Origin of the sequence: Prochlorococcus marinus str. MIT 1214 (assembly GCF_027359355.1) — a bacterium.
Lineage (GTDB): Bacteria > Cyanobacteriota > Cyanobacteriia > PCC-6307 > Cyanobiaceae > Prochlorococcus_B > Prochlorococcus_B marinus_F.
In genome coordinates, this window is the sequence record NZ_CP114777.1 from 1,710,625 (window position 1) to 1,736,312 (window position 25,688).

Sequence of the window (25,688 nt, forward strand, 5' to 3'; positions counted from 1 at the left end):
GAGATTGAAAATACATTGATTTAAATTCAGTTTGTTAATATTAATAGAGATCATTTTATGTTGTTTAGGTAGATAAAATAAAGTTATGGTATTAAACTAGAAGTCACATTCTTTTTTTTGTTTAGTTAGTTTGGAAAGTATTATTTTAATTTGATTAAGTTCTGAATGCGAATTAATAATTGCGTTGATTTTTTTTTGAGGCATTTTTAACTTGTTTGAAATAGTTACCACCTCTTTTTCTAAACGATTTTTGTACTCGGTTAGTTCCTTTATTGATTCTTCTAACTCTTCTTCTATAGGACTTTGCATTTTTTTAATTCAACAATAGCTCAAATTAGTGATATCCCCTTTTCTTATAAGCTTTTTGAGATAACTCTATGAATGATTTTAGTAAAAATTCTTTTTACAGTTAAGAAGCATTGCGTTCTATAGGTCTCTTTCAATGAAACTTGACTGTAAGTCTTAAGTTAAATAGGTAATGACTAGAAAATCATTACCTATTTAATTTTTTACTTACAAAACCTAGGTAGTTAAAAGATGCTTGATGCGTTCTCAAGAACAGTTGTAAGTGCTGATGCCAAAGGTGCAGCAATTGGAAGTGAGGATCTAGCTGATTTAAGAAAGTACGTAGCAGATGCAAATAAAAGAATTGATGCAACCCTTGCAATAACTCAAAATGTTTCTTGCATCGCTGCAGATGCAGTTGCAGGAATGGTTTGTGAAAATACTGGACTTACTCAGCCAGGAGGACATTGTTATCCAACACGTCGAATGGCAGCTTGTTTAAGGGATGGAGAAATTATTTTGAGATATGTAAGCTACGCACTTCTTGCTGGGGATGCTTCTGTTCTTCAAGATAGATGCCTAAATGGTTTGAAAGAAACTTATTTGGCTCTTGGAGTACCCACTTCTAATGCGATTCGGGCAGTTGAAATAATGAAAATTGCCACAATTGCAATTATGACTGAAACAAATACAGGAAGAAAAATGTTTAAGGGAATTAATTCTGGCTCAGGAGCACAATGTCAAGATATCGCGTCGGAGGCAGCATCTTATTTTGATCTTGTGATAGAGGCTTTGAGTTGAATATTCAACTTTAATTTTAATTCCTCTTCTCAAATTACTTTAAACTAACTCTTATTTATTCACTATGAAATCTGCAGTTACAACCGTTGTTAGCGCAGCTGATGCAGCTGGAAGATTTCCTAGCATGAGCGATTTTGAGTCAGTGAAAGGTTCGTTTGATAGGGCAAAAGCTCGTTTGGAGGCTGCAGAAAAACTTGCTTCTTGTCTTGAAAAATTTACCAATCTTGCAGTAGATGCTGTGTATCAAAATGGCTCATATGAGCAGGCTAATAAAGATAAGTGCGTGAGAGATATTCATCATTACTTGCGTCTTATTAATTATTGCTTAGTAACTGGCGGCACAGGTCCTTTAGATGAATGGGGAATATCAGGTATGAGAGAAATTATTCGTATACAGCTATTACCAACAGCTGCATATATAGAAGCATTTATTTTTATTCGAGATGAAATTAAAATCAATGATGTTATGAGTCAGCAAGCTGAAACTGAATTCAAAGGACTATTGGATTATTTAATAAACGCACTTGCATAAAAATAAATAAATTTAATTAAAATATTTTTAAGCATTATAAATAATAATTTGAAATTATAATGAGTAATTCTTTAGATTTAAATAAATATATAGAACTTTATCAAGATTTTTTGCATCCAAATCCAAATATTAATTCTAAAGCATTTTTCATTTTAAAAAAAGAATTTGAGCTTAAATTTATGAATAATCTTTTGGCTAATCTCAAGGAAGAAGATATATTTGTAAGAAGAAAATCAATATTAGCCTTGGGTAGATTTGGAGAGAAAGCTTTACACTCAATCGTTCCATTATATATAGATACTAATAATACAATTGTTAAAGTTAGCTGCCTAAAAACGATGATCCAAGTTGTCGTTAATTTTAATTTAGAAGAATTAGATCAAGAGGAGATGTTAGTAGTTTATTTAGCACTGAAAGATAGCTCTCCTGAGATAATATTGACTGTTATTTCTCTTTTGAGGCAATTAGGGAAAACTGGTCGAAATATTTTGATCAAAACTTGTAGAGATAAAGACTTATTAAGAGCGAAAGCTTCTGTTAGCGCTCTTCTGGAAATGAAAGATCAGATTGTGGATAGCTTATTTGATGAATTGTTAAATGATAAATATATTGATAAAATGATAAAAGAAGATATTTTAAGAGACAGAAATATGTGATATTTTAGATTATTCTAAGTCTTTTAATTATTGAATTTTTTTATAGCTAATTTAATTATTGTTCTAACATTAGTATCCTCTTCAATCTTAAGGACTTCTTTAAGGGGATTTATAGCTTCGCTAATATTAAGTTGCATCAACGACAATACGGAAGCTTTTCGAATATCTGGACTTTTATTTTTTAATTTTAATATTAAGGTTGGAATTAAAGAATCTATTCTAGATAATTTACCAACTAATTTAATAGCTTCAATCTGAACATTTTCAGCAGTATCATTAATAGCACTTTCTACTAATTGAATTGCTTCTTGATCTTTTGACTGTCTAATGTGTTCCTCAAGTGCTGAAATTGCAGCTGATTTTACATTGGTGTTTTTTGATTTGGCTGCTTTTTTTATTGCAGTAGGGGCTTTAGCGCCAATAAATTCTAAGCACCAGGCTGCAAGACCATATTGCATTTCTGTATATTCTTGATTCTCTAAGACCATGATTAGATGATTAACAGCATCCTCTCCAAAAATTGCAATTGCACCAGCTGCGGAGAATTGCACTACATAATCTGAATCATTGGTAAGTGCTTTTATTAAATGAGGTAAAGCTTTTGGATCCTCAACTAACTTTAAAGTCTTAGCTGCCGCCCTTCTCTGGATTACGTTTTTACTACTCAGAAGAGCTTTAATTAACTCAGGTAATGCTTCAGCGCCAACCTGGGCTAATGCTTCCGAATGACTTCTTCTAATTAATCCATTCTCATCACTAAGGCCTTTGATTAACAACTTGATTTCGCTTTGATTTCTTTTTTTCTTACTCTTTATTTTTTTTTTAGCTCCCTTGTTTTTTTCTCTTCTTTCTTCAGTTGTTAGTTCTTTTTTTAAGTAATTATCCACTTTTTGCTATCCACTTGAAATCTTATTATATAGGCTAGATTAAAGTATTAGCTAGAATCTTATTACATGTATTTTCATAAATAATATCCTTTTATATTCAGCATGAATTTTATGCTGAATATAATTCTCTCATCTTATGTACTAAATACTGATCCTTATATTAAAAGTGCAATCCATCCCATTTAATAATCTACCGAAAATTAATAAAGTAGAAGCTATCAATATTCTTAGAAAACCAATTTCTGAGCTTAATCTTTTAGCAGATTACTACAAAGCTGTATTCCACTTAGCAAATTTTCCTTGTGAAGAATCAGAAATGACACTTCTTGACTTTATTAAATATGACTATGAACAACTTGAGTACAAGATAGCAAAAAGAAAAGCCATAGAGATACTGGCTATTTTCGATTGTCAAAAAGCCATACCAGTTATTGCAGACTTTCTTCATAATGATAATAGTGATCATTACCTTATTGAGACGGCTATTTGGTCATTAGGTAAGCTTAAATGTAATGATATTGATATTATAAATAAGATTTGTTCAATACTATATAAGCAATTTAGTAATAAAAGATTAGTAATACAAACCTTAACTAATTTAGGGGTTAGCAAAGAGATAGATAAGATCAGATCATTATCAAGAGATAAGCAATCATCCAATGGAGTTAAAGGAGCCTCTTTCGCGGCATTAATCAAAATTGCTGGTGAAGAAGATAAACTGAATGACTTGAAGTATTTCTTGAGGTTATCTAATCAAAATGATAGACATTGTGCAGTTCAGGATATTATAAATGCTGGTCATTTATCAGTTTTACCTGTTTTAATTAAGGCGCCAATTTCTCCATCATTTAAATTACAGGCAATAGACTCTCTTTGGATTAATGAAGTATTATTCTGGGAAAATATAAATCTACTTAATTGTATAGACTCAGTCATTGTTGATGATCCAAGGAAGATAGATACTTTAGAAATTAATAATTTTAATAATGATTTGATTTTTTTTATTGAGCAACTTTTTCATACAGACTTTAATAGATGTTATCAGTCAATCAATGAGTTGCTTAAATTCCCGGCAGATAAAGTTTTATATTATCTAAATAATAATTGGGATAGAGCTAAATCAGATTATGGAGCGATATACTTTTTTATTACTATGTATAAATTGCTATTAGATCAGCAATTATATGATGAATTGATTTTAGATAAAGTAGATTTTCTATTATCTGATAATTGGTCTAATTATATGAAATTTAAATCTTCAGCTATACAAATATTGGGTTTTGTGAATGAAACTAAATTTTATAATAATATAAATGAGTTTTCAGACGAGAGGCGTACACCTTATTGGAAAAATAGATATACAGCCTTGCTTGTATTAGAAAATAAGCAAATTCATATAAAGAAAGATTTTGCTAAGTTATTTTTGAAAGATAGTCATAGATTTGTAAGATTAAAGGCAAAAGAAATTAGTTCTTAGTTAATTTACTTTTCTAAAGATAAATTTAATTTCTATTCCCAGTTATCGTCAATAAAGGAATCAAAATTATCAATTTTCTTAAATATTAATGGCCCAAATTCTGATCCCCAAATTTTTTTATCAGTTTCTAATTCATATCCACAATCTTCAGTAATAAGAGTATTTTTATTAACTTTGACTTTACTTGTTACATAAGTCTTATCTTCCCCATATTGTATATAGCATTTACAACCTGATTCTATAGTCCCTGAATAATCTCCTGGGTTTCTTTCTTTAAAATGCATAGAACATCCAGACTTTTTATATAATTTATATTTAGATATATTCTCTAGAAGTGATATATCTAAAGCACCACCAGTGAATCTTTCTTGATTATCAATCTTATGATTACTTAAAATAAAACTTTCTTTTTCGTAGGATAATTTATTTATAGACTGTCTATATGGATTCCATATATCGTGTTGATATCTCTGCTCTGAGTAGAACGCAAAACATTTATAGGTTTTAAAAAATAACGGCCTAATATGTATTTGAATATGGGCAAAGTTTCTTGGATTATTTAAAGCTTGTTCCTTATTGCTAAATATCCCCGAAATTACCTTTGCAAATTCTAGTAGAATTTTTTTTCTCATCTTTTAGATATAATTTATTTGTTTAGAGAACGAATTTCCGATGCATAAGAGGTTTGTAATATAGCTGAAGAATCTATTGCTCTTGTTACAGAAGATCTACTCCTTAAATTGTTTGAAACAAACCATATTCTTTCTTCTGTAAAAGTATAGCTATAGTTTGAATAAATAATTAGTGTTCCATCTTCAAGAATTTTATATAATGATTCTACTTGTACTGCTTCAGCGTATCCAACGCTCCTAATTATCTTTCCTTCTGTTTTAGATATCTCTATTGGAACGATTATACTTTCGCCAGAAGATTTTTCTTTTTGATTCTCCTCACCCCATTCATTTTTTGCTTCCCAAGTAATTAAAAATGCTTTATTTACAGCTTTAGAATCAATTAAATTATCTTTTAAAAATTTAATCACTCTAGAATCGTTGCTCTTAGAAGGAACTATTTTTATTTTACTTCTTATTTCATCAAACTCTTGAAATGCAAGTGAATGTCCGCTTCTCATAGAGTTCCATTCCCCAACGCTTTTTAAGAAAAATTCTTCAATATTCATATACTTTATTTAAATTTGGATGAATTTATTTTTAGACAATTAAATAATTTGACAGATGTCACTTGTAGCAAAAGATTTTGTTATGGATGAACTTTCTAGAAAAACTTTTGTTTTAAAACCAATTGGAGAATTCCATGATCTCATGTATGGAACTATATCCTCGCCAAAAACATTATTATATTCATCAGAATCAATAAGAAAATCAATATGAGCTTCAAAGCCTTGCTTATTTATAATGTTAGTACTCTCAATTACTTCCCTTTGACTTTTGATGGGCCTACCAAGAATGTGTTTATATCTTAGCTTGATAGATTTATATTGGCTAATACTATCAAAGTAGAAATTTCGATAAGACCTTGATTTACAAATTCTCCTTGTAAATTCTTTTATAGTGAGGTCACCATTCCTAAGCCGCCTTTCAATATCAATTGGACGCTCTGATTGCATTAAATATAAGTTCCCATAGATATTTTTATATAATGCATTTATTGCTACAAGTAATGCATCATCATCATTTGGCACAAATTCATTGATTTGAGATATATTTATTTCATCACTGGTTTTATTTTTTGTTTTATAGTTATAACTTTTGATTTTATCTTGTTTGTAACGGCTCATGATTGTATTATTTAGTAAGTTTTCGAATTGCTTAGGCTTTGTTTTAGATGTGGTTGTGAATTTTTCTATTTCACCTGGCATAGATGCTCCTCTTATATGTAAATTATATGTTATATTTGTACTTCTAGATATTCTACTTTTATTATACTTGACTGGATTTTTATTAATAGTTTCTGCTCCTAGCTTGAGAGCTTTAAATGGAATAGTTAGCATACCAATATTTAGTACTAAGTAAGTTTAACAATATAAAGAGAGGATATAAAAAATTTTTCTTTTTAGTTATCTATATTATTTAATTTCTTAATATTAGTATCAAATGCATTAGCTTTTCTCTTGTTTTGCAGAGACTCTTTTCTTATTAAAACCAGCTATCGTTGCCAGTGCAAACATTCCAAGTAAAGCGGCGCCAAGCATTAGTCCAGCGCCCTGACTTACTCCTGCACCAACAGCAACAATAATTGAATCACTTATCAATAAACTGATTATTAAAGCAGGTGTAAAGACTCTCCAACGTGTTCCCCCTATACCTAGTGCGTAGCTTAAAAAATCAAACAGTCCAGTCATTAGAAGTCCAGTCATTAGAAAGAAATTTCCCTCTAGTTGATTTTGATTGAAACCTTCAATTCTTTTCATTGCTTTTACTCCAACTAATTTCCGAACAGGAACACGCCCGAAATTTCTTGCTATAAAAAATGCTATCTGACAAAAAATCAGGTCAGATATAAATATAGTTAAATAGCCCGTTTTAAAACCAAGTAATGATCCAGCTAAAAGTGAATAAACAGAACTAGGCAACGCTGGAAGAATCACACTGATTCCTCGAAGTATAAGAATTCCCAGAGGTGCCCAAATCCCCATTTCCTTAACGGCACTTCTTAATGGTTCAAGTCCATAGGTTTGAATCAGGAAGACAAGTAAGATGAAAGCACCTATGAAAAATGCAATAAGAAGGGACTTCTTTAATTTTTCTTTTTTCAAATCGAACTCCTTGCTATAGAGGATAAGCTCATAAAACTTTCCTAATTTAATTATCCTATTTGAAATGTGTTTATTGGAGTTAATGAATAAAGATTTACGTAAAATATAATCATCAATTTTATGACTTTTTGCAAGTTACAAAAGGAAATTATTAATGTTTAATTTAATTTGCATAATAAGAGTTAAATCGGATAACCCAAAATAATGTTCAATTAAGGATTAACAGTACGGGAGAGAATATTCTAATAAGAAAATAGCTTTTGAAAAAAATAAATACAGTAATTAACTAGTATGGATTTAAAAAGCTAATCAATTTAATGCTATAATGGTATTGAAAATATTTGTTTTTGTAAATTATAATAAAATCATGAATTCAAAGATAAATATTGATACAATACTTGTAACAGGTGCTGCAGGTTTTATTGGCTCAGCTTTAGTAAAAGCGCTTCTTGAATTGAATTTAAAAGTTATTGGTATTGATAACTTAAATGATTATTATTGTACTTCTTTAAAAAGATCTAGACTAACTGAAATTGAGAAAGTTTCTATAAACAATGGAGAATGGTTTTTTTATGAGATTTCGATAGAAGATAATAAATTATTGTTAGATATCATCAATACATACAATCCACAAGTGCTTATTCATCTTGCTGCACAAGCTGGTGTTCGTTATTCAATCACCAATCCTTCTGCTTACATACAAAGTAATTTAGTCGGTTTTGCAAATGTACTTGAAGGATGTAGGCAGAATAAGGTTCCTCATTTAATTTATGCATCAAGCAGCTCTGTTTATGGTGGTAATACAAATCTCCCTTTCTCTGAAGAACAAGCAGTCAATCATCCAGTTAGTTTATATGCAGCGACTAAGAAATCTAATGAATTAATGGCTCATACCTATAGCCATTTATATGATTTACCAACGACTGGACTTCGATTCTTTACAGTTTATGGTCCATGGGGAAGGCCAGATATGGCTCCTATGATTTTTGCAAGATCAATTTTAAATAATGAGCCAATTAAAGTATTTAATCAAGGTGAAATGCAGAGAGATTTCACTTACATTGATGATGTGGTGGAAGGTATAATTCGTTGTTGTTTCAAGAAAGCAAGTATTGATGATGACTTTAATCCGCTGATTCCAAACCCTTCAACTTCATCCGCACCTTTTCGGATTTTTAATTTAGGTAACTCCCATCCAATTCATCTTACATATTTTATAGAGCTATTAGAGATGAATTTAGGAAAGAAAGCAATAAAGAATTTGCTACCTATTCAGCCAGGAGACGTGGTTTCAACAGCTGCAAGGATGGACTTACTTAATTCATGGGTAGAATATAAACCCACAACATCTATTGAAAATGGTATTAAATTATTTTCTGAATGGTATTTAGATTATTTTAAAAATACTTTTTAAAGAAGGACTATGATTTTTTTGATTATTTAAAACTTAGGCAAGTCCTAATAACTTAATTCTAAATAGAGCAATTTTTTTTGATTGTATTGGATTTTCCATTAGAAAAGGGTGAGTTTTAATCTTCTCAAAAGTTATTCCAATTTTTTCATCTATTTTTAAATCTTTGTCATTTCCTAGATCATAATCCTTCCAGGCCGCATCAAATGCCATTGCAAAACTATCAGCATTATTATATAAATTTTCATTAGCTGCTTCTAAATTCATAAGAATAAAATCAAATTTTTAAGTAATTTTAACTCCTGAATGGGAGGTTGAAAAAGACTAAGTCTTTTAAATTTATTTAAGCATTGTTTGATTTGGTCGATAAAGCCTCTTAAAGTAGAATCTCTGATATGAAAGCTAAATAATTAAATTAGAGATAAATAATATGAAATCCAACATAAATTATGATTATTGTTTAAGATATGTCTGGTTAGCAATTATCGACTTTGCCAGATATTAACGATCTTTTAGTCTTACTTATTATTATTTTCATATTAATTGTCAACTTCTTTCGAAGAACTCGAGATTAGGATATTAAAATACTTGTTAAAAATTTTAAAATATTATTATCTTAGTATTTGGGAAATCTCAACACGAGTACAAGAAGTTAATATTTAACTTCTTGTACAGATGGAAACTATGAGTCTCTAAGAGTTGTTCCAAGTCTCAAAGCTAAAACCCCAGCAAAAATAACCATTAAAAATGATATCCCAGCAAGATCAGGCGAATTTATACCTAGGCCTGAGGAGAAATCTACTTTGGATAGATCAAATGTACTTGGAACTCCGAATAAAAAGTTCATAATCTCATGACTACTAATTTCATTTATGCTAACCCAAGATTGAAATGATCTTTTGGTTTTTGAGATTCTAGTATTAACTCTTATGCAGTTTTGTAATAATTAAAATTAGCTTTCTTACTTCTTACCTTGATCATGATTCAAGCATCTGCAAGAGATTTCACCGGTTTTGCGCAGTAACAGTAATTTACAGGAATTTTTTTGCCTCCTATTTGCAAGTGTGATGGCAGAAGTTCTTGAGTTCCTATAGGCAAAGTGATGCCAGAGAAGAGTCCGCAATTGCATATAGAATGAGGGGAGTATTGAGAAGCACTAAAGAATAGAAGAGAAAAAAATAGACCTACTGAAAAATTTGACAATCAAGAACAGAAGGGATGATAAGAAATAGTCTTACTAAAGGAGATTTTTCAAAGAAAAGCAACCAGTTAAATCATGAGCCTTGGAGTTTTTGCGTAAAGATTCAAATCAATAGATTTTTAAGCAACTTCATCACATCAACCAATTTCAAGTATACGCTTTATTTAAGTAGTAAAATCAGATCAAACTCAAGAGAGAAAAGATAAGAGAAGATGGATGGTTCTAGTCAAGAAGGAGAAGTAAAGCAAAAAGTCACTGAAGTAAAAACATACCCAGTTCCATATGCTTTAGAAGCAAACAAAGAAAATATTACTGTTAATACCAATACTCCTGCCACACCCTCTAAAGAGCAAATAATTAATCAAGCATTTAGGTTTCATTCACAAGGAAACATTTCAGAAGCAGCAAAATGTTATCAGCATTGTATAAATAAAGGTTTTAATGATCACCGAGTTTTTTCTAATTATGCAGGAATTTTACAAGGTATTGGCAAATTAGAAGAAGCAGAAATCTCATTACGAAAAGCAATTGAAATCAAACCTGATTACGCAGAGGCGCATTCCAATCTGGGAAACATATTGAAAGATATTGGCAAATTAGAAGAAGCAGAAATCTCATTACGAAAAGCAATTGAAATCAAACCTGATTACGCAGAGGCGCATTCCAACTTGGGAAACATATTGAAAGATATTGGCAAATCAAAAGAAGCAGAATTGTTATACCGTAAAGCAATTGAAATCAAACCTGATTACGCAGAGGCGCATTCCAACCTGGGAAACATATTGAAAGATATTGGCAAATCAAAAGAAGCAGAATTGTTATACCGTAAAGCAATTGAAATCAAATCTGATTTTGCAGAGGCGTATTACAATCTGGGAAACATATTGAAAGATATTGGCAAATCAAAAGAAGCAGAATTGTTATACCGTAAAGCAATTGAACTTAAATCAGATTTCGCAGATGCGCATTACAATCTGGGAAACATATTGAAAGATATTGGCAAATCAAAAGAAGCAGAATTGTTATACCGTAAAGCAATTGAACTTAAATCAGATTTCGCAGAGGCGCATGCTAATTTAGGCGGCATATTGATTAATCTGGGGAACTTAAAAGAAGCAAGATTATGTTCAGAAAAAATTATGTCTTTAAGGTCATGGTCAATTTCCGGTTCATATGGTTTTAATTATGAGATGAGATTAGATTGATTTCATAATTCATAATTGGACAGACTTGGAAGATCACAGGTTGAGGTGATTAACCGTTTACATGAACTTCAAGCACAAGGAATAAATGTCCGTACTTTGGACGGTCTGGTCAATACATCTGCTTTGGCTAAGTTCGCTCCTGTATTGATTGGTCTTTTATTTGGACTGGCAGAAGTGGAAAGATCGCTGATAAAGGAACGCGCAAAAGAATCTGTTGAATACAGAAGAGCAACAGGTGGAAACTTAGGTGGACGACCAAAGACTTCTGACAAGAAGGAGAAACTTGTTTTGCGACTACGTGAAGAAGGTGATTCGTTAAGAACCATTAGAGATCAGACAGGTCTCGCCGTTGCCAGCATTCGCAAGGTCATTGATCGCAATAAAGTCCCTGCATGATTTATCTGATACGAATTCAATAGCACAAAGATTCAATTGCAATAAAAAATTGCAGGAAGTGAAAGAAAGACATCCTCAACTAGGAGGTGTGGTTGATAAATGTTTAGAAAGTTACTGCAATTAAAGCGATCTTGGTTCTTCATTTCTTTGATCTTTAGTCGCTAGGTATTGGTTGATAATGGTCTGAAAATTATGGCACTAAAAATATATCTTGCTTACCGACTAATTCCGTTGATTTGGTTGTGGTGTCCATGCACTAAAAAACCCTTGTATTAACAAGGGTTTTAGAGATATCAATTGTTGAAATTGATGGTGCCAGGACCCAGATTTGAACTGGGGACACGGCGATTTTCAGTCGCCTGCTCTACCAACTGAGCTATCCCGGCTTTATCCTCTAATAATCTACCAATTCGTAAGTACCTTATTGAAAAACAAATTGAAATCGCCTTAATTTTTTTTGCCCAATCGCTAAGGCGACTTGAAAATCAATAGAGCGCTAGATTAATATTGATTTTCTTGGAGCCAAATTTCATAATGCAGGAATAGCTTTAGTCATCCTTACCAATGTTTTATGAGCATCTGAACAGTCTTTGAGAATATGATCAAATTTTATTTCTACTGTCTGTTCATCAATTTTAAGCTGAATAGATACTGGAGATAAGCTAATCATTTTTGCTGATTTAAAAGCTTTAATTTTTCCATAATATTTGGCATATGCAATGACTGCATCCTTATGATCTTGGTTCATATGATTACAAATTCTTGTACTTGACTCTTGTGTGATTGGCTCGGGATTCATAAAATTTTTTAAGGTAGTGACTTTAGAATCTAATGAATAAGTTAGTTCGAGTTTAAGAAATTTAGATTAACAAATTCACACAGAATTTAATGCTTTACTTTTATAATCCTTGCAAAGCGATACTTGCGACTCCTGCTGCGGGGGGACTGTTGCAAATTTTTATTGGTATACCGATTTCTCTTTCTCTTATTTTTTTCCAAGTAATATTTTTTGCACCTCCTCCAATAGTAATTATTTGGCTAGGTAAATCAGCTCCTAATTTATTAAGTTTTTGCCAGCCTCTTGCTTCTATTTTTGCCAACCCTTCAAATAATGCATGAAGATAAAGAGAATCACTAACTGGTCTTGGTTCAAGTATAGGTTTTAAATTGGGATCATCTATTGGAAATCTTTCTCCTTGATTGGATAGTGGAAGAAGATTTAATCCTGTCGATTTATTAGGATTTATTTGTTTGCTTAATTCTTCAATATATTCAAGATTAAATAAATCTAATAGTATTGCAGCCCCTGCATTGGATGCTCCACCAGATAGCCAATTTCCTAATAATCTATGATTAGAGATGCCTTTACCTGAAAGGGCATTATTAACAAATTTCTTAATTACAATTGTGCTGCCAAGGATTGTTACCCCATCATTTTTTTTAGGGAAAGTTGCTAAAACCCCAGCATTTGAGTCTGTAGTTCCTGCTATGACTTGAAGGTCTTTTGGTAAATTTAATTCATTGGCTTTTTTTGTACATATAATTCCCATTATTTCACCTGAAGGAATTATTTTAGGAAGACATTTTAACCATTTTAAATTTTTAAAATTTTCTGGCCATGAACTATTTGATATTTCCCAACCCATCCTAATATTATTACCTTCTTCACCATACTCCCAATTATTTATAAGCCACCCACTTATCCAATCTGCTTGATGCCTTAAGATTATTTCATGACCGTATAAAGCTAAAAGTCTTAGTGCTCTTCCAACACTTCCACTTATGCTTGAGCCAGCACAATCATTTCTAAATAGCTTTTCAATTTCGAAAGAATATTCCGAACATGATAAAAAATAAGGTAAAGCTTTTCCTAAAGGTGCTCCATTTTTCTTGCATGCTAAAAGTGTTCCAGATGTACCCGCTACTGCACAAGAAACCAACTTTTCTTTTAGATCTTTTGGAATTTCTTGTATTAAGGTTTTGAGACTATTTGTCCAGTCTTCTGATATCTCAAGACCTTTAGAGTATCTGCTTGAGGATGTGAAGAGGAGTTTTTTTTTAGTATTAATGATTGCAATTCTTACGCCTGATGTACCAAGATCTATGCCAAGTACAAGAGAATTATTTAACATTTTTTTGATTAAAATCTTTTCATACAAGAAAACTTAGTTCTTTTGCTTTTTGAGATACGTCTTCCCATGGAAGAGCAATATCAGTTCTTCCAAAATGACCATAAGCAGCAATATCTCTATAAAAACGTCCTCCTCGTAGTCTAGGTAGTTCTTGCAGGTTAAAAGATTTAATAATTGCGCCTGGTCTTAAATCAAAGTGTTCTTGAACAATTTGGGTTAATTCAACGTCTGAGACTTTACCGGTGCCATAAGACTCAACAAGTATTGATACTGGTTTGGCTACGCCAATTGCATAACTTAGTTGAACTTCAACTTTTTTTGCAAGTTTTGCTTCAACCAAAGCTTTCGCCACAAATCTTGCTGCATAAGCTGCGGATCTATCAACTTTTGTAGGATCTTTGCCAGAAAAAGCCCCACCACCATGGCGAGCATATCCACCATATGTATCTACGATAATTTTTCGACCTGTGAGTCCTGCATCTCCTTGAGGTCCTCCAATGACAAATTTCCCTGTTGGATTAACTAGAAAACGTGTGGTTTCTAATGAAGGTTTTAAGGCTAGATCCTCTGTGGCTGGCTCAACAACTAGTCTCCATAGGTCTTTCGCAATTCTTTTTTGGATTTCCCCTTCATGAGTTATTCCGTCGATTTCTGATTTGTGCTGAGTAGAAATCAGTATCGTGTCTATGGAGCAGGGGACTCCGTTTTCGTATGAGACACTTACTTGAGTTTTTCCATCAGGCAAAAGATAATCAATTGATTTTTGATGCCTAACTAATGCTAATTGTCTGGCTAATCGATGCGCAAGACTAATAGGTAATGGCATTAGTTCTGGAGTCTCATCACAAGCAAATCCAAACATAATTCCTTGATCACCAGCACCAACTTGATCTAGTGGATCTGTTGAATGGTCCTCAGCTTCATTTACTCCTTGAGCAATATCTGAAGATTGTTGATCAAGTGCAACTAGTACTGCGCAACTATTAGCATCAAAGCCACCCGCACTTGCACTTTCATAGCCAATGCTTTTTATGACTTCTCTAACAAGCTTATTGAAATCAACCTCCGCTTTAGAAGTTATTTCTCCAGTTATTAGACATAAGCCAGTATTGACTACTGCTTCACACGCGACTCTACTTGTTGGATCTTCAGTTAAGAGAGCATCTAAAACAGCATCACTTATTTGATCGCAAATTTTATCAGGATGTCCTTCTGTTACCGATTCAGAGGTGAAAACGTATCTACTCATTGGAAATCTGAATTGAATACTACTTTAGGTGTTTATCTGAATATTTAATTCATTTAATTTTTTGATAATGAATTGTTTTTCAGTAAGACTTGGAGGATTTTTCCATCCACCAGTAAAGCCTATTATTATTGCTATATCAGCTTTTTTGGCCATTTTTAAATCAGTATCCGCATCTGAAATGAGTGCGCATTCTGAAGGATTTATCTTCATTCTTTTGCAAAGTTCTATAACTGCTTTTGGGTTAGGTTTTGACGGTTTATTCTCAGCACTCCATAGATAATCAAATAAACCTTCCAATTTATTGCTGTTAATAAATTCTTCTATTCCGGCTTGGGTATCATTTGTCATTAATGCAATACTTACTCCATTGTTTTTTAGAGCAAGTAATAGTTCCAATGCCCCTGAAATTAAAGTCCTTTTTTTTTGTATATTGTCTTGATGATTAGAAATGTAAATATCTACTTCTTCGAAGATTGTTTGACTTATTGAAAGTGATTTAGACCAATCCAAACCAAATAACGTGAATATTGTTGCTGTAGATATTATATTTTGCTCTTTCGAAGCTATAGCTAGACATGCGTTAGCCGAAAGAGTGTGATTTTTAATTCCATAAACAGAATTAAGCAATTTCCTTAACAAAAAAATTTTAAAATTGTTTATATTTAATTTTTTAAATTTAGCAACCGCATAATCTACTCTGAATTTCGCCAGTTCTAATAAGTATTCCTCACTATTGGATAATGTTCCATCCTTATCAAATATTATTGCCTTAATAAAACCAACAGAACTATTTTTTATTAACAGCTCTGCCATTTCTAAAAAAGTAAATAATCAAATAGTCATTACTGCAATAGGATCTTCGCCTTCTTCGGCTTGTTCTAGGAGCATTTGTTTATACCTGGCTGCCATCTCTTCAGCTTTATCAAAAACTTTTTGAGGGTCAGTCAGCATATCTCCAGGTTCTGGTTCAAGTGCTTTTGTAGAAAGGGAAATTCTTCCTCTTTCAGCATCTAGGTCTATTATCATGACCTTCATTTGGTCATTGACGTTTAAAACTGAGTGAGGAGTTTCAATATGCTCATGACTTATTTCGGAAATGTGAAGCAGTCCACTGACACCCCCGATATCAATAAACGCTCCATAAGGTTTAATTCCTCTTACAGCTCCTACAACAACTTCCCCAACTTCAAGACGATTCATTTTCCTTTCAACCAGAGCCCTTCGATGACTGAGAACCAGCCTATTCCTTTCTTCGTCAACTTCTAAGAATTTTAAAGGTAGGAAATCAGCAACTAGCTCTTCTTTGGCCTTTCTAGTGCTTATATGGGATCCAGGGATAAAGCCTCTAAGCCCCTCAACTCGAACAAGTGCACCACCTCTATTCGTTGCAAAAACCTCTGAATAAATTGTGGCATCTTCTTTTTGTAATTGTCTAACTCTTTCCCAAGCTCGTTGGTATTCAATTCTTCTGATTGATAAGGATAATTGACCATCCTCATTCTCTTCAGTCATTATAAAAAACTCTCTAATTTCAGAAGGCTGTAAAACATCACTCAGGCCTTCAACTCTATTTATTGATACTTCTTGCATTGGCATAAAAGCAGCTGTTTTGGCACCAATGTCAATCATTGCTCCTTTGGATTCAAGGGCAAAAACAGTACCATTGACTATATCGCCAGGTTTAAAGTTGTAGTCATATTTGCTTAGTAAAGATGCAAATTCATCAAGAGTGAAACCTGCACTTTCAAGATCACTCTTATTAATTCTGCTTGAAGAGTTATCAGCAGAAGGAATATTTTTTGGAATATCTTCTTCTTTTAATCCATCAATGGAATTCTCCTCAAATTCTGCATTTACGGAATTTGAGATGTTTTCTTCAGATATTGATGTTTCTTTTTCAGGATTCTTTTCTTGAACTTTGCTCGCTGGATTTTCAGACATGCTTGAATGGCGGTCTGCCTTTTGAGGACAGTGCGATAGAAACTCAATATGGCCCGCCGACCATATTGAGTTTAGATTCTACTTTACTGATAGGTCTTTCTAGTTAAACAACTGAGGCCAATTGTTCTTTTTTTATTGGTTGAAGGGATTCAAGGGTTTTCATGAAATCATTTATTCCATCAAATTGTCTATAAACAGAGGCAAATCTTATATATGCAACTTCATTAATATCTTTTAAATGTGTAAGAACCATTTCTCCAATTTCATTCGCTTTTACTTCTTTGCGAATTCCTTGATGGAGTTCTACTTCTATTTCATTTACAATAAATTCAATTTTTGATCCATTTATAAGTGTTTTTTCACATGCTCTGCTTAAACCATTAATTATTTTACTTCGATTAAATAATTCTTTTGCTCCGCTTCGTTTTAAAACAATAATTGGTGTCGTTTCAACTCTTTCATAAGTAGTAAATCGGAAGTCGCAATTTAAGCACTCCCTTCTTCTTCTTACGCTTCTTCCAGAATCTGCGGAACGAGATTCAAGAACTCGACTGTCTGTATTTTGACAAGATGGGCACTGCATGCAGCCCTTTTCAATGATTTAACTAACTTTAAACATTTATTTGGCTTCTGAGAAGGGGTAGATTAAATAAAAATACTTTTTACTTATAAAAAATTATATTTTTATTGAAGACTAAATTAATAAATTTTTTTAAATTAAGGTCCAGACATAAAAAAAAGCCCTGATATTTCAGGGCTTTTTTTATGTTTTTTACTTATCGTATTTCGGAGGATCACGAAATGCGACAGCAAAGAAGAGCGTTACAAGTGCCAAAGTAAGGATTAGCACGTAGGAGAAAGCTTCCATCTAAGTTCTCGGAATAAGGGGGTAAAGAATCCTGATTTAGGCTCGACCAGGAACTCGGCGGGTTGATTCGTCTCCAAGTTTTTTGAAGAGACCAAACTCAACCTGATCCCCAAGCTCTGGATCGATACCTGAGAATCTGTCGCCAAAGAGAGTTCTTGCGGCGTGCCACCAGTGCCCGAAGAGGAATAACAAGCCAAAGCATAAGTGTGCATAGGTGAACCATGCTCTTGGAGAGCTTCTGAATACACCATCTGACTTGTAGCGATCTCTATCAAACTTGAAGGCTTCTCCAAGTTGAGACTTTCTAGCTAGACGTTTTACTATTACTGGATCAGTAAATGTTTGTCCATTTAATTCGCCACCATAAACAGTAGCTGTGACTCCAGTTTGTTCTATGGAGTACTTAGCTTCGGCACGACGGAAAGGAATGTCAGCTTTAACGTTCCCATCTTTGTCTTCAAGAATGACAGGGAAGTTTTCAAAGAAATTTGGAATTCTTCTTACTTCTAAGTCATTACCATCGCTATCAGTAAATGAAATGTGACCTTGCCATCCACTTGGAACTCCATCGCCATTAACCATTGCTCCTACTCTGAAGAGACCTCCTTTCGCAGGACTATTTCCAACATAGTCATAGAAAGCTAGTTGTTCAGGAATAGCTCCATATGCATCAGCTTTTGAGGCACCATCGTTCATTGATTCTTGAACTCTGCGGTTGATTTCAGTTTTGAAATACCCAGAATCCCATTGATATCTAGTAGGACCAAATAACTCAACTGGTGTTGTTGCTGATCCATACCACATGGTTCCAGCGACTACGAAAGATACAAAAAGAACAGCAGCTAGAGCACTTGCAAGAACGCCTTCCAGGCTACCTAGCTTTAAAGCTCTATAAAGCCTTTCTCCAGGTCTATTGGTGATATGGAATATTCCACCAATTATTCCTAAAAGTCCTGCCCCAATGTGATTAGCGACAATTCCTCCAGCATTGAATGGATTAAATCCTTCTGCACCCCAAACTGGAGCAACTTTTTCTACATGACCAGTTAAGCCGTATGGGTCAGAAACCCATATGCCAACGGTTGAGCAATGAAATGCGCCAAACCCAAAGCATGTCAAGCCAGCTAAGAAAAGATGGATACCAAAGATTCTTGGAAGATCTAAAGCTGGTTCTCCAGTGCGGGAATCTTCCCACAATTCAAGGTCCCAGTATGTCCAGTGCCATACAGCAGCGAGCATCAAGAGACCACTGAAAACTATATGAGCTGCAGCAACACCTTCGAAGCTCCAGAAACCGGGGTCAACTCCGGTTGCACCGGTGATATCCCATCCGTTCCAGCTGCCTGTGATTCCAAGGCGGGCCATGAAGGGCATGACATACATGCCTTGGCGCCACATTGGATTAAGTACTGGATCCGAAGGATCAAAAATGGCCAATTCATATAAGGCCATAGAGCCGGCCCAGCCGGCTAACAAAGCAGTATGCATGAGGTGCACGGCCAAGAGGCGGCCAGGGTCGTTAATAACGACTGTGTGCACCCGATACCAGGGCAATCCCATGGGTCAGGTTCGTATAACGAAGCTGCTTAATGCAGCAAGACTCGCATGATCGTAAATGGTATTGCTTGAGTTAATCCACAAGATGTAGAGACCTGAAATGACTTTTGACACTCTTGGATAACATTTGGCTCGTTTTCGGCGGCTTGAATTGGCAAAAATACAGTGGTGCACAAGAAAAAATAAAAAAAAAAAGAAAAAAAAGAATTTTTCAAATTTCAATCGATTTTGTAATTTTTCAGTTTTTTTTATCTAAGCAGTTAAAAAAAAACGAAAATTTATGGATTAAATTCACTTCACATCGATACTTTTATAAATTTTTCAAAACTATTCAAATTCGAATAATTAAAAAAGACGAATTCAATTGATTATTTTTCGGCAAATTACAAAATCTCAGACTCTGTGATTTAAATCTCGGTTTTTCTGCTGAAGGGATATATAGTTTGTTTCAGTAAAATTTGTTCTGAGTAAAAATCTCGGTTATGGAAACCACTAGTTTTGGCTTTGCCGCAAGTCTTTTATTTGTTGGAGTACCAACGATCTTTCTGATTGGTTTATTTGTTTCTACCAGTGAGGGTGAGAAATCAAGCTTTTATTCAGATTCCAGCAAGGGTAGATTGAGTCCTGAGCCTAAAAAGTAATTTAGGACTTTTTCTAATCAAAGATCTCAAGAAATACTTGAGATCTAAATTACTAATGAGGTTTTATCTTAGAAAGGTATTACTTCAAAACTTTTTTATTCAATTAAAGAATTAAGATATTTGGTCATTATTTCTGATGAGCTCAATAAATAATCATTGGAAATTAATAAAAACGGTTCTTCCACAGCACACTGATCATGCTGGTGTTATGTGGCATGGTTCTTATTTGAGCTTTTTAGAAGAGGGTAGAATTGATGCCTTGGATAAAGTTGGACTTTCATATTCAAAATTATCAAAAAATGGTTTTGAAATACCAGTGATTTCAGTCCAACTTAAATATAAAAAATCTTTTATTCATGGAGAAAAAGTTTTTTTAATGAGTCAATTTAAGCTTGAAAATAAAATACGAATTATATGTAAAACTTTATTTTTAAAATCAAATGGTGATGTTGGCGCAGAAGCACAAATTGAACTTGTTGTTGTAAAAAAAATAAATGACTCAATAAAGTTAGTAAGAGAATTACCAGTACAAATTGAAAATATATTATTAATGCTAGAAGAAGGCCCAAAGATTTAAGAAATTGAATAATTTATGATTTTTAAATCCATTACTGGTGAGGCTTTTCTTCAATGGAGAAAAAAAATGATATTAAAAGGCGGAAGGAAAGTTGATTTTGATTGGCTTTTAGATATGGCGGCTGGAGTTTCTTGGGCTGAATTGCAAAGCATTATTTTGAACCCTAAGAATTTTATCTCCTTAGCAATCTCAACTGAAGAATTAGAAGTTATTTGGGAATCTCATTTAAAAGATCAAACCCCACTTCAATATTTGATTTCTAAGTGCCCCTGGAGAGATATTGAGTTAGAGGTTTCAGCAGATGCTCTGATTCCTAGACAAGAAACAGAATTTTTGATTGATTTTGCTTTGAAAAAAGTGACTAATATTGATTTTGGAAGATGGGCTGATCTAGGTACAGGCTCTGGACCTATTGCAATATCTTTGGCTAAATCTCTTCCTGATTGGAACGGACATGCATCTGATATTAGTAAGGAAGCATTAGAAATAGCAAAAAGAAATTTAAAATCTATTGTGCCAAATGCGAATGTGATATTTTCTTTGGGTGATTGGTGGGGACCTTTGAAAAGATGGAGGGGAAGCTTTGATTTGGTTTTAAGTAATCCTCCTTATATACCCTCCAATTTAATTGAAGAGCTAGACCCAGTTGTTAAAAATCATGAGCCACTTATTGCTTTGGATGGCGGAGCGGATGGAATGAATGCTTCTAGGAAAATCATCCTTGGGGCATTAGATGGACTTGCCAAAGGAGGTTGGTTAATTCTTGAACATCATTATGATCAAAGTGAAAGGATAATTAGTTTTATGAAGAATATTGGAATGAAAGACGTTTCTTTTGAAAAAGATTTAAGTGGAATCAAGCGCTATGCAATTTGTCGAAGAAATTGAAATGATCTCCAATCAATTTGGAATTTCTGACTTGGCTTTAAAGTTGAAAAAGGGATCTTTAGCTTTGTTCCCTACTGATACTTTGCCAGCACTTTGTTCATACCAAAAATACTCAAAAAAAATATGGACTATTAAGAAAAGGCCTTTAAGTAAGCCACTTATATTAATGGGAGGTTGCTTGGATGATTTGTTTGAATTTGTTCATCCTTGTGCTGTGGAAGAAGGCTTGAAATTGGCAAAAATCTATTGGCCTGGAGCTTTAACAATGGTTTTGCCAACAATAGGAAATTTTTCTGAGCATTTGAATTGTAATTCTAATTCTGTGGGTTTTAGAGTCCCCGCGCTAAGACTTGCAAGAGATTTGCTTATTAAAACTGGTCCTCTTGCAACTACAAGTGCAAACATTTCTGGAGAAGAACCTGTTAAAGATGCGATAGAAGCTTCGATGAAATTCCCTGGGATTCCAATACTTTCTCCTGTCCCTTGGCCAAAGGCCTCTGGTCTCGCAAGCACAGTTGTTGAATGGAAGGACGGGGAATGGAATTTGTTAAGAGCAGGTTCAGTTGTGGTGAATTAAAAGCAACGAATGATTTATCTTTTTGTAATCGTTTTATTAGTGCAGTCTATTTTTTGGTGGATTTTTCGATTTCCCATAATTGGTTTTGATTGGATGTATCAATTAAAATTTTTCAACCTCTTAGTTATTGCGTTTTTAATTTGGGTTATCTCTGGTGAATCTAGATAGATTTGTCTGATTAGGATTTTTAAAATGCCGGCTAACAGATTTGAACTGATGACCTTCGCTTTACAAAAGCGCTGCTCTACCGCTGAGCTAAGCCGGCAATTTTTCTATATTACCTAAGAAAGTAAACTAAAAGTTAATCCATATTAAAAATTTGTTGAAAATACTTTTAATCTCATAAAACAAATTAATTCCATCTTTCGATTGATTAAGAATTTTGATCTGTGCCTTCAGTTTCTTGAGAATTTTCTTCTGACTGATTCTTAGGCTCTTTCAGTTTAATTTGACCAGTCATAGTTCTTTTTATTGGGAGGTTTGCCACTAATGCAGTCATGCGATCTTCTGTCTCAAGACTTACTGCACCTTCATCGACATCTATCTCTACATACTTTGCTACTACCTCAAGTATTTCTTTTCTCATTTGATCTAAAAGTTCTGTACTGAGATCTGATCGGTCATGAGCCAAAACAAGTTGCAATCTCTCTCTCGCAGTGCTAGCACTAGCCCTCTGTCTACGAAGTAACTTGTTGATAATGTCCCTAAGTGTCATTGCCATTGGTTTAGAAAATTTTTGTTTGCATTAGTCTTCTAAATTTTGCACCAAATCCCGAACTCTCCTCTGCGGGATCAATAAGCGGAATATCTTCTCCTTGTAATCTCTTGGCAATATTTAGATAACATTTAGCTGCTGGGGAATTAAGGCTATTTAAAGTTAGAGGTTCACCTCGGTTTGTACTGACAATTACCTGCTCATCCTCTAGCACAAGACCAAGTAAAGGTAAGGCTAAAATATCAGTAACATCATCGATAGACAACATTTCTTGGTTGGCCATCATCTTTGGCCTAACTCTATTAAGAACTAACTGGACTGGTTTGATAGCATTTGTATTAAGCAAACCAATAACTCTGTCTGCATCTCTTACTGCCGATACCTCAGGATTGGTAACTACTATCGCTTCTTGAGAGGCTGCCATAGCATTCTTAAATCCATCTTCAACACCTGCAGGACAATCAATTAAAACGTAATTGAACTGTTCTTTTAACATCTCAACTATGCGCTTCATATCATCCGGTTTTAACCAATCAAGCATTCTTGGATTCCCCGCAGGCAGTAAAGATAGATTCGATTCTTGCTTGTGCTTCACTAAGGCCTGATCAAGTCTGCATTCCTCCTCAAGAACTTCTTGTGCCGTATAAACAATTCGATTTTCAAGACCTAATAGTAAATCCAAATTTCTCAGACCAAAGTCTGCGTCTAAAACAGCAGTGTTTAAACCCTGTCTTGCCAGTGAAATGCCAAGATTTGCTGTAAGGGTTGTCTTGCCGACACCGCCCTTCCCTGAGCAAATAAGAATGACACGGGTATCTGTCGCCACGGACCTCCTTGGATTCGACAAACTTTAGTTCGATTTTGATGAAGAAAAAAGCTTTATTGCTAGATCGGTTGAATTGGGTTTGCTTTTGAAGACATCTCTTAAGTTTTAAATAGTAATTTCTTCTTGCTTTTCATTTGAAAACCCTATTTAGTTTGACTTCTCGAACTATGTTCTATGTTGTCTCCAGTGGGGAAATTATAATTTCTTCAGAATCTATTCTTGCTTGTTCTGCAATACAAAGTTGAGGTTTCTCCTTAGGCCCTCTAGCAACTTTTTTAGCGATTCTTAGTTGAACAGGTCTAAGTTGAAGTGCGGATATAGTTGCTTTAGAATTGCCTTCACTTCCTGCATGAGCAATTCCAAGAAGTCTACCCCAGATAATTATATTTCCCGCTGCACTAACTTTTGCACCTGGATTAACATCTCCAAGGATTAGTAAATCCCCAGAGCTCTCAAGATACTCTCCTGACCGGACAGTTCCTTGATGAAAGTGAGTTTTTGAAAAAGGTGAATTTTTATCATTAACCTTGAAGGTATTTTTTGAAGAATTTTCAATAGTAAATTGAGATTTAATTCCTAGTGATTGAGAACTTACTATCGTCTTTAAAGATGTTGAGCAAAAACTGATTATTTTACAATTATATTGATCTGCAATTGTTATTATTTCTGATATTTCTGTACATGAAAGGCCGATGTTATTAGCATTGATTTCTATATTGCTTGACTCCAGAATTTTTAATTTGTTTTTTAAACACAATTTCCAATTTAGATATTCACTATCCTCGAGATCGATTATTGTTTTTTGATTATTAAAATACATTTTTAGTTATCTTTAATTTTTAGTTTTTCAATCTCTATTTTTAATTCAATCTCTATTTCTTTTGGATAAATTAACCATGAAGATTGATTAGGCTCTGTTAATCTCTCTACTAATGGTGAAACTTTCTCTAGAGCTTGTAATCTTTCCCCATCCCATAAACGAAGACCATATTTGTAAGGATGATAACTTTTAACTATTTGTTCTCTTAAGCCGCAGGAGATATCTGGCTCAATGCAATATTTTTCTGATAATATTCTGGCTTTTGCTAGGGCTTCTAGTCTTATCTCTAATGACAATGAGGATATGTTTAATGCTTTTAATAAATTTCTATGGATAAAACGTCTGCATAGATTAGATAACTCTTGAGAATTAGAGTCTTGCCATTGATGAATATGGTATCCAGTTACTATGTCATCATTGGATAGAAAACTTTCAAGACTCATTTCTTTGTGATTCCATAGCCATTCAGACATGTTTTTATCTGCCCATATTTTTTTGGGACCAATCTTTCTTGCTGTGCTTATAATTTGCTCTAACAACCAATTGCAAACTTCATTTAATCGATGGTTATATACGCTTCTATACATTAGATTTCTTATTACTAAATAATGCTCGACTGCCGTTAATCCCTTAGGGTGTATTGCTAAATCTCCATCTGGCGCAATTGTCATTGCCGATATTATTCTATCAATATCTAACTGCCCATATCTAGCCCCTGTTGTATAACTATCTCTCATTAGGTAATCAAGTCGATCGCAATCAAGCTGACTACTAATTAAAGAAATTATAAATTTTTCGGGAGCTTTCCTTGAATGAATTAAATCTGAAATAGATTTTGAATTTCCTTTGCCATATTTATTAAGGATCTTAGTGATTTCTTTATTTGAATTTATTAATTTTCCTGTCCATATTTCATGATTTATTTTGAAAATTTCTTCACTTGTATGACTTAATGGACCATGACCCAAATCATGTAAAAGAGCAGCTCCATAGAGAATGAATTTGTACTTTTTTAATCTAGAATCGAACTCAGATAAATGATTTATCGCTCTTCTTGTTATGTGAAATACACCAATAGAATGAGTGAATCTGCTTGATTCAGCACCATGAAAAGTTAAATATGCAGGACCTAATTGTTTGATTCTTCTTAATCTTTGAAATGGGGATGAATCTATTAATTCCATCACCATTTTTTCCTCGGGCTTTGAGCTGTTTAGTGTGATTGATTTATGCAGAGGGTCATAATAAGTTCTTGTTGACATGACTTACT

At 33.5% G+C, this 25,688-nt stretch carries 30 protein-coding genes, 2 tRNA genes and 1 pseudogene; 11 read left to right on the top strand and 22 right to left on the bottom strand.

Features of this window, described 5'->3' with window-relative positions:
- Nucleotides 1–96: 96 nt before the first annotated feature.
- Complete coding sequence (locus tag O5639_RS09385) at nt 97–309, bottom strand: hypothetical protein (RefSeq protein WP_269624260.1); 213 nt, start codon at nt 307–309, stop codon at nt 97–99.
- A 228-nt stretch (nt 310–537) separates the two neighbouring features.
- On the opposite strand from O5639_RS09385, the gene O5639_RS09390 reads away from it, so the two are divergent.
- From O5639_RS09390 to O5639_RS09400, 3 genes are all read left to right on the top strand, one after another.
- The gene (locus tag O5639_RS09390) at nt 538–1,086 is read left to right on the top strand and encodes a bleomycin hydrolase (RefSeq protein ID WP_269624261.1); all 549 of its coding nucleotides are present in this window, start codon (nt 538–540) and stop codon (nt 1,084–1,086) included.
- 64 nt (nt 1,087–1,150) lie between these two features.
- Nucleotides 1,151–1,618 (top strand): bleomycin hydrolase, encoded by a 468-nt coding sequence (locus O5639_RS09395; RefSeq protein ID WP_269624262.1) that lies wholly within the window; start codon nt 1,151–1,153, stop codon nt 1,616–1,618.
- Nucleotides 1,619–1,677: 59 nt separating this feature from the next.
- Nucleotides 1,678–2,274 carry a HEAT repeat domain-containing protein gene (locus O5639_RS09400; RefSeq protein ID WP_269624263.1) on the top strand — a complete coding sequence of 199 codons (597 nt, stop codon included), beginning with the start codon at nt 1,678–1,680 and terminating at the stop codon, nt 2,272–2,274.
- Nucleotides 2,275–2,297: 23 nt separating this feature from the next.
- On the opposite strand, the gene O5639_RS09405 is transcribed toward O5639_RS09400, so the two are convergent.
- A complete protein-coding gene (locus O5639_RS09405) occupies nt 2,298–3,161 on the bottom strand; it encodes a HEAT repeat domain-containing protein (protein WP_269624264.1) in 864 nt (287 codons plus the stop codon).
- A 166-nt stretch (nt 3,162–3,327) separates the two neighbouring features.
- On the opposite strand from O5639_RS09405, the gene O5639_RS09410 reads away from it, so the two are divergent.
- On the top strand, nt 3,328–4,638 hold the full coding sequence (locus tag O5639_RS09410) for a HEAT repeat domain-containing protein (RefSeq protein ID WP_269624265.1): 1,311 nt from the start codon (nt 3,328–3,330) through the stop codon (nt 4,636–4,638).
- A 32-nt stretch (nt 4,639–4,670) separates the two neighbouring features.
- On the opposite strand, the gene O5639_RS09415 is transcribed toward O5639_RS09410, so the two are convergent.
- The 4 genes from O5639_RS09415 to O5639_RS09430 all read right to left on the bottom strand — a co-directional run bounded on the left by O5639_RS09415 (nt 4,671) and on the right by O5639_RS09430 (nt 7,414).
- Entirely contained in the window at nt 4,671–5,270 is a 600-nt protein-coding gene (locus O5639_RS09415; RefSeq protein ID WP_269624266.1) for a chromophore lyase CpcT/CpeT, read from the bottom strand.
- Between the two features lie 14 nt (nt 5,271–5,284).
- The gene (locus O5639_RS09420; protein WP_269624267.1) at nt 5,285–5,818 is read right to left on the bottom strand and encodes a phycobiliprotein lyase; all 534 of its coding nucleotides are present in this window, start codon (nt 5,816–5,818) and stop codon (nt 5,285–5,287) included.
- Nucleotides 5,819–5,857: 39 nt separating this feature from the next.
- Nucleotides 5,858–6,649 carry a phycobilisome rod-core linker polypeptide gene (locus tag O5639_RS09425; protein WP_269624268.1) on the bottom strand — a complete coding sequence of 264 codons (792 nt, stop codon included), beginning with the start codon at nt 6,647–6,649 and terminating at the stop codon, nt 5,858–5,860.
- Between the two features lie 108 nt (nt 6,650–6,757).
- Nucleotides 6,758–7,414 (bottom strand): TVP38/TMEM64 family protein, encoded by a 657-nt coding sequence (locus tag O5639_RS09430; RefSeq protein WP_269624269.1) that lies wholly within the window; start codon nt 7,412–7,414, stop codon nt 6,758–6,760.
- A gap of 367 nt (nt 7,415–7,781) precedes the next feature.
- Here O5639_RS09430 and O5639_RS09435 point away from each other — a divergent pair, with 367 nt between their 5' ends.
- Nucleotides 7,782–8,828: an NAD-dependent epimerase/dehydratase family protein gene (locus O5639_RS09435; RefSeq protein WP_269624270.1), complete on the top strand. Its 1,047-nt coding sequence runs from the start codon at nt 7,782–7,784 to the stop codon at nt 8,826–8,828.
- Nucleotides 8,829–8,861: 33 nt separating this feature from the next.
- Here O5639_RS09435 and O5639_RS09440 read toward each other — a convergent pair whose 3' ends face one another.
- The gene (locus O5639_RS09440; RefSeq protein WP_269624271.1) at nt 8,862–9,092 is read right to left on the bottom strand and encodes a hypothetical protein; all 231 of its coding nucleotides are present in this window, start codon (nt 9,090–9,092) and stop codon (nt 8,862–8,864) included.
- Nucleotides 9,093–9,507: 415 nt separating this feature from the next.
- Nucleotides 9,508–9,672: a photosystem I reaction center subunit XII gene (locus O5639_RS09445; RefSeq protein ID WP_269624272.1), complete on the bottom strand. Its 165-nt coding sequence runs from the start codon at nt 9,670–9,672 to the stop codon at nt 9,508–9,510.
- 566 nt (nt 9,673–10,238) lie between these two features.
- On the opposite strand from O5639_RS09445, the gene O5639_RS09450 reads away from it, so the two are divergent.
- Both O5639_RS09450 and O5639_RS09455 read left to right on the top strand, forming a co-directional pair.
- The gene (locus O5639_RS09450) at nt 10,239–11,231 is read left to right on the top strand and encodes a tetratricopeptide repeat protein (protein ID WP_269624273.1); all 993 of its coding nucleotides are present in this window, start codon (nt 10,239–10,241) and stop codon (nt 11,229–11,231) included.
- Nucleotides 11,232–11,246: 15 nt separating this feature from the next.
- A pseudogene (locus tag O5639_RS09455) lies at nt 11,247–11,627 on the top strand (recombinase family protein); the annotation flags it as partial.
- Nucleotides 11,628–11,937: 310 nt separating this feature from the next.
- Here O5639_RS09455 and O5639_RS09460 read toward each other — a convergent pair.
- From O5639_RS09460 to psbB, 9 genes are all read right to left on the bottom strand, one after another.
- A tRNA-Phe gene (locus O5639_RS09460) sits at nt 11,938–12,013 on the bottom strand.
- Nucleotides 12,014–12,156: 143 nt separating this feature from the next.
- Complete coding sequence (locus O5639_RS09465) at nt 12,157–12,426, bottom strand: DUF2470 domain-containing protein (RefSeq protein WP_269624274.1); 270 nt, start codon at nt 12,424–12,426, stop codon at nt 12,157–12,159.
- Between the two features lie 100 nt (nt 12,427–12,526).
- Complete coding sequence (locus O5639_RS09470) at nt 12,527–13,759, bottom strand: FGGY-family carbohydrate kinase (protein WP_269624275.1); 1,233 nt, start codon at nt 13,757–13,759, stop codon at nt 12,527–12,529.
- 19 nt (nt 13,760–13,778) lie between these two features.
- Nucleotides 13,779–15,008 (bottom strand): methionine adenosyltransferase, encoded by a 1,230-nt coding sequence (gene metK, locus O5639_RS09475; protein WP_269624276.1) that lies wholly within the window; start codon nt 15,006–15,008, stop codon nt 13,779–13,781.
- A 24-nt stretch (nt 15,009–15,032) separates the two neighbouring features.
- On the bottom strand, nt 15,033–15,821 hold the full coding sequence (locus tag O5639_RS09480; protein ID WP_269624277.1) for an HAD family hydrolase: 789 nt from the start codon (nt 15,819–15,821) through the stop codon (nt 15,033–15,035).
- Between the two features lie 18 nt (nt 15,822–15,839).
- Nucleotides 15,840–16,949, bottom strand: a complete 1,110-nt coding sequence (locus tag O5639_RS09485; RefSeq protein WP_269624278.1) for a 30S ribosomal protein S1 — start codon at nt 16,947–16,949, stop codon at nt 15,840–15,842.
- 103 nt (nt 16,950–17,052) lie between these two features.
- Nucleotides 17,053–17,532 carry a transcriptional regulator NrdR gene (gene nrdR / locus O5639_RS09490; protein WP_269624279.1) on the bottom strand — a complete coding sequence of 160 codons (480 nt, stop codon included), beginning with the start codon at nt 17,530–17,532 and terminating at the stop codon, nt 17,053–17,055.
- A gap of 189 nt (nt 17,533–17,721) precedes the next feature.
- Nucleotides 17,722–17,817, bottom strand: coding sequence for a photosystem II reaction center protein T (locus O5639_RS09495; protein ID WP_011294325.1), 96 nt, complete (start codon nt 17,815–17,817; stop codon nt 17,722–17,724).
- A 36-nt stretch (nt 17,818–17,853) separates the two neighbouring features.
- The gene (gene psbB / locus O5639_RS09500; protein ID WP_269624280.1) at nt 17,854–19,377 is read right to left on the bottom strand and encodes a photosystem II chlorophyll-binding protein CP47; all 1,524 of its coding nucleotides are present in this window, start codon (nt 19,375–19,377) and stop codon (nt 17,854–17,856) included.
- A 479-nt stretch (nt 19,378–19,856) separates the two neighbouring features.
- Between psbB and psbM the strand changes: the two genes are divergently transcribed.
- The 4 genes from psbM to O5639_RS09520 all read left to right on the top strand — a co-directional run bounded on the left by psbM (nt 19,857) and on the right by O5639_RS09520 (nt 22,057).
- Nucleotides 19,857–20,015 carry a photosystem II reaction center protein PsbM gene (gene psbM / locus O5639_RS09505; protein WP_269609630.1) on the top strand — a complete coding sequence of 53 codons (159 nt, stop codon included), beginning with the start codon at nt 19,857–19,859 and terminating at the stop codon, nt 20,013–20,015.
- Nucleotides 20,016–20,151: 136 nt separating this feature from the next.
- Nucleotides 20,152–20,592 (top strand): acyl-CoA thioesterase, encoded by a 441-nt coding sequence (locus O5639_RS09510; protein ID WP_269624281.1) that lies wholly within the window; start codon nt 20,152–20,154, stop codon nt 20,590–20,592.
- A 66-nt stretch (nt 20,593–20,658) separates the two neighbouring features.
- Nucleotides 20,659–21,480, top strand: coding sequence for a peptide chain release factor N(5)-glutamine methyltransferase (prmC, locus tag O5639_RS09515; protein ID WP_269625547.1), 822 nt, complete (start codon nt 20,659–20,661; stop codon nt 21,478–21,480).
- Between the two features lies 1 nt (nt 21,481).
- The gene (locus O5639_RS09520) at nt 21,482–22,057 is read left to right on the top strand and encodes an L-threonylcarbamoyladenylate synthase (RefSeq protein ID WP_269624282.1); all 576 of its coding nucleotides are present in this window, start codon (nt 21,482–21,484) and stop codon (nt 22,055–22,057) included.
- 193 nt (nt 22,058–22,250) lie between these two features.
- Here O5639_RS09520 and O5639_RS09525 read toward each other — a convergent pair.
- The 5 genes from O5639_RS09525 to O5639_RS09545 all read right to left on the bottom strand — a co-directional run bounded on the left by O5639_RS09525 (nt 22,251) and on the right by O5639_RS09545 (nt 25,680).
- Nucleotides 22,251–22,322, bottom strand: a tRNA-Thr gene (locus O5639_RS09525).
- A gap of 108 nt (nt 22,323–22,430) precedes the next feature.
- Nucleotides 22,431–22,778: a cell division topological specificity factor MinE gene (gene minE / locus O5639_RS09530; RefSeq protein WP_269624283.1), complete on the bottom strand. Its 348-nt coding sequence runs from the start codon at nt 22,776–22,778 to the stop codon at nt 22,431–22,433.
- A 4-nt stretch (nt 22,779–22,782) separates the two neighbouring features.
- Entirely contained in the window at nt 22,783–23,598 is an 816-nt protein-coding gene (minD, locus tag O5639_RS09535) for a septum site-determining protein MinD (RefSeq protein ID WP_269624284.1), read from the bottom strand.
- A gap of 172 nt (nt 23,599–23,770) precedes the next feature.
- Nucleotides 23,771–24,418: a septum site-determining protein MinC gene (gene minC / locus O5639_RS09540; protein ID WP_269624285.1), complete on the bottom strand. Its 648-nt coding sequence runs from the start codon at nt 24,416–24,418 to the stop codon at nt 23,771–23,773.
- A gap of 2 nt (nt 24,419–24,420) precedes the next feature.
- Nucleotides 24,421–25,680: an HD domain-containing protein gene (locus O5639_RS09545; RefSeq protein ID WP_269624286.1), complete on the bottom strand. Its 1,260-nt coding sequence runs from the start codon at nt 25,678–25,680 to the stop codon at nt 24,421–24,423.
- Nucleotides 25,681–25,688: the final 8 nt, after the last annotated feature.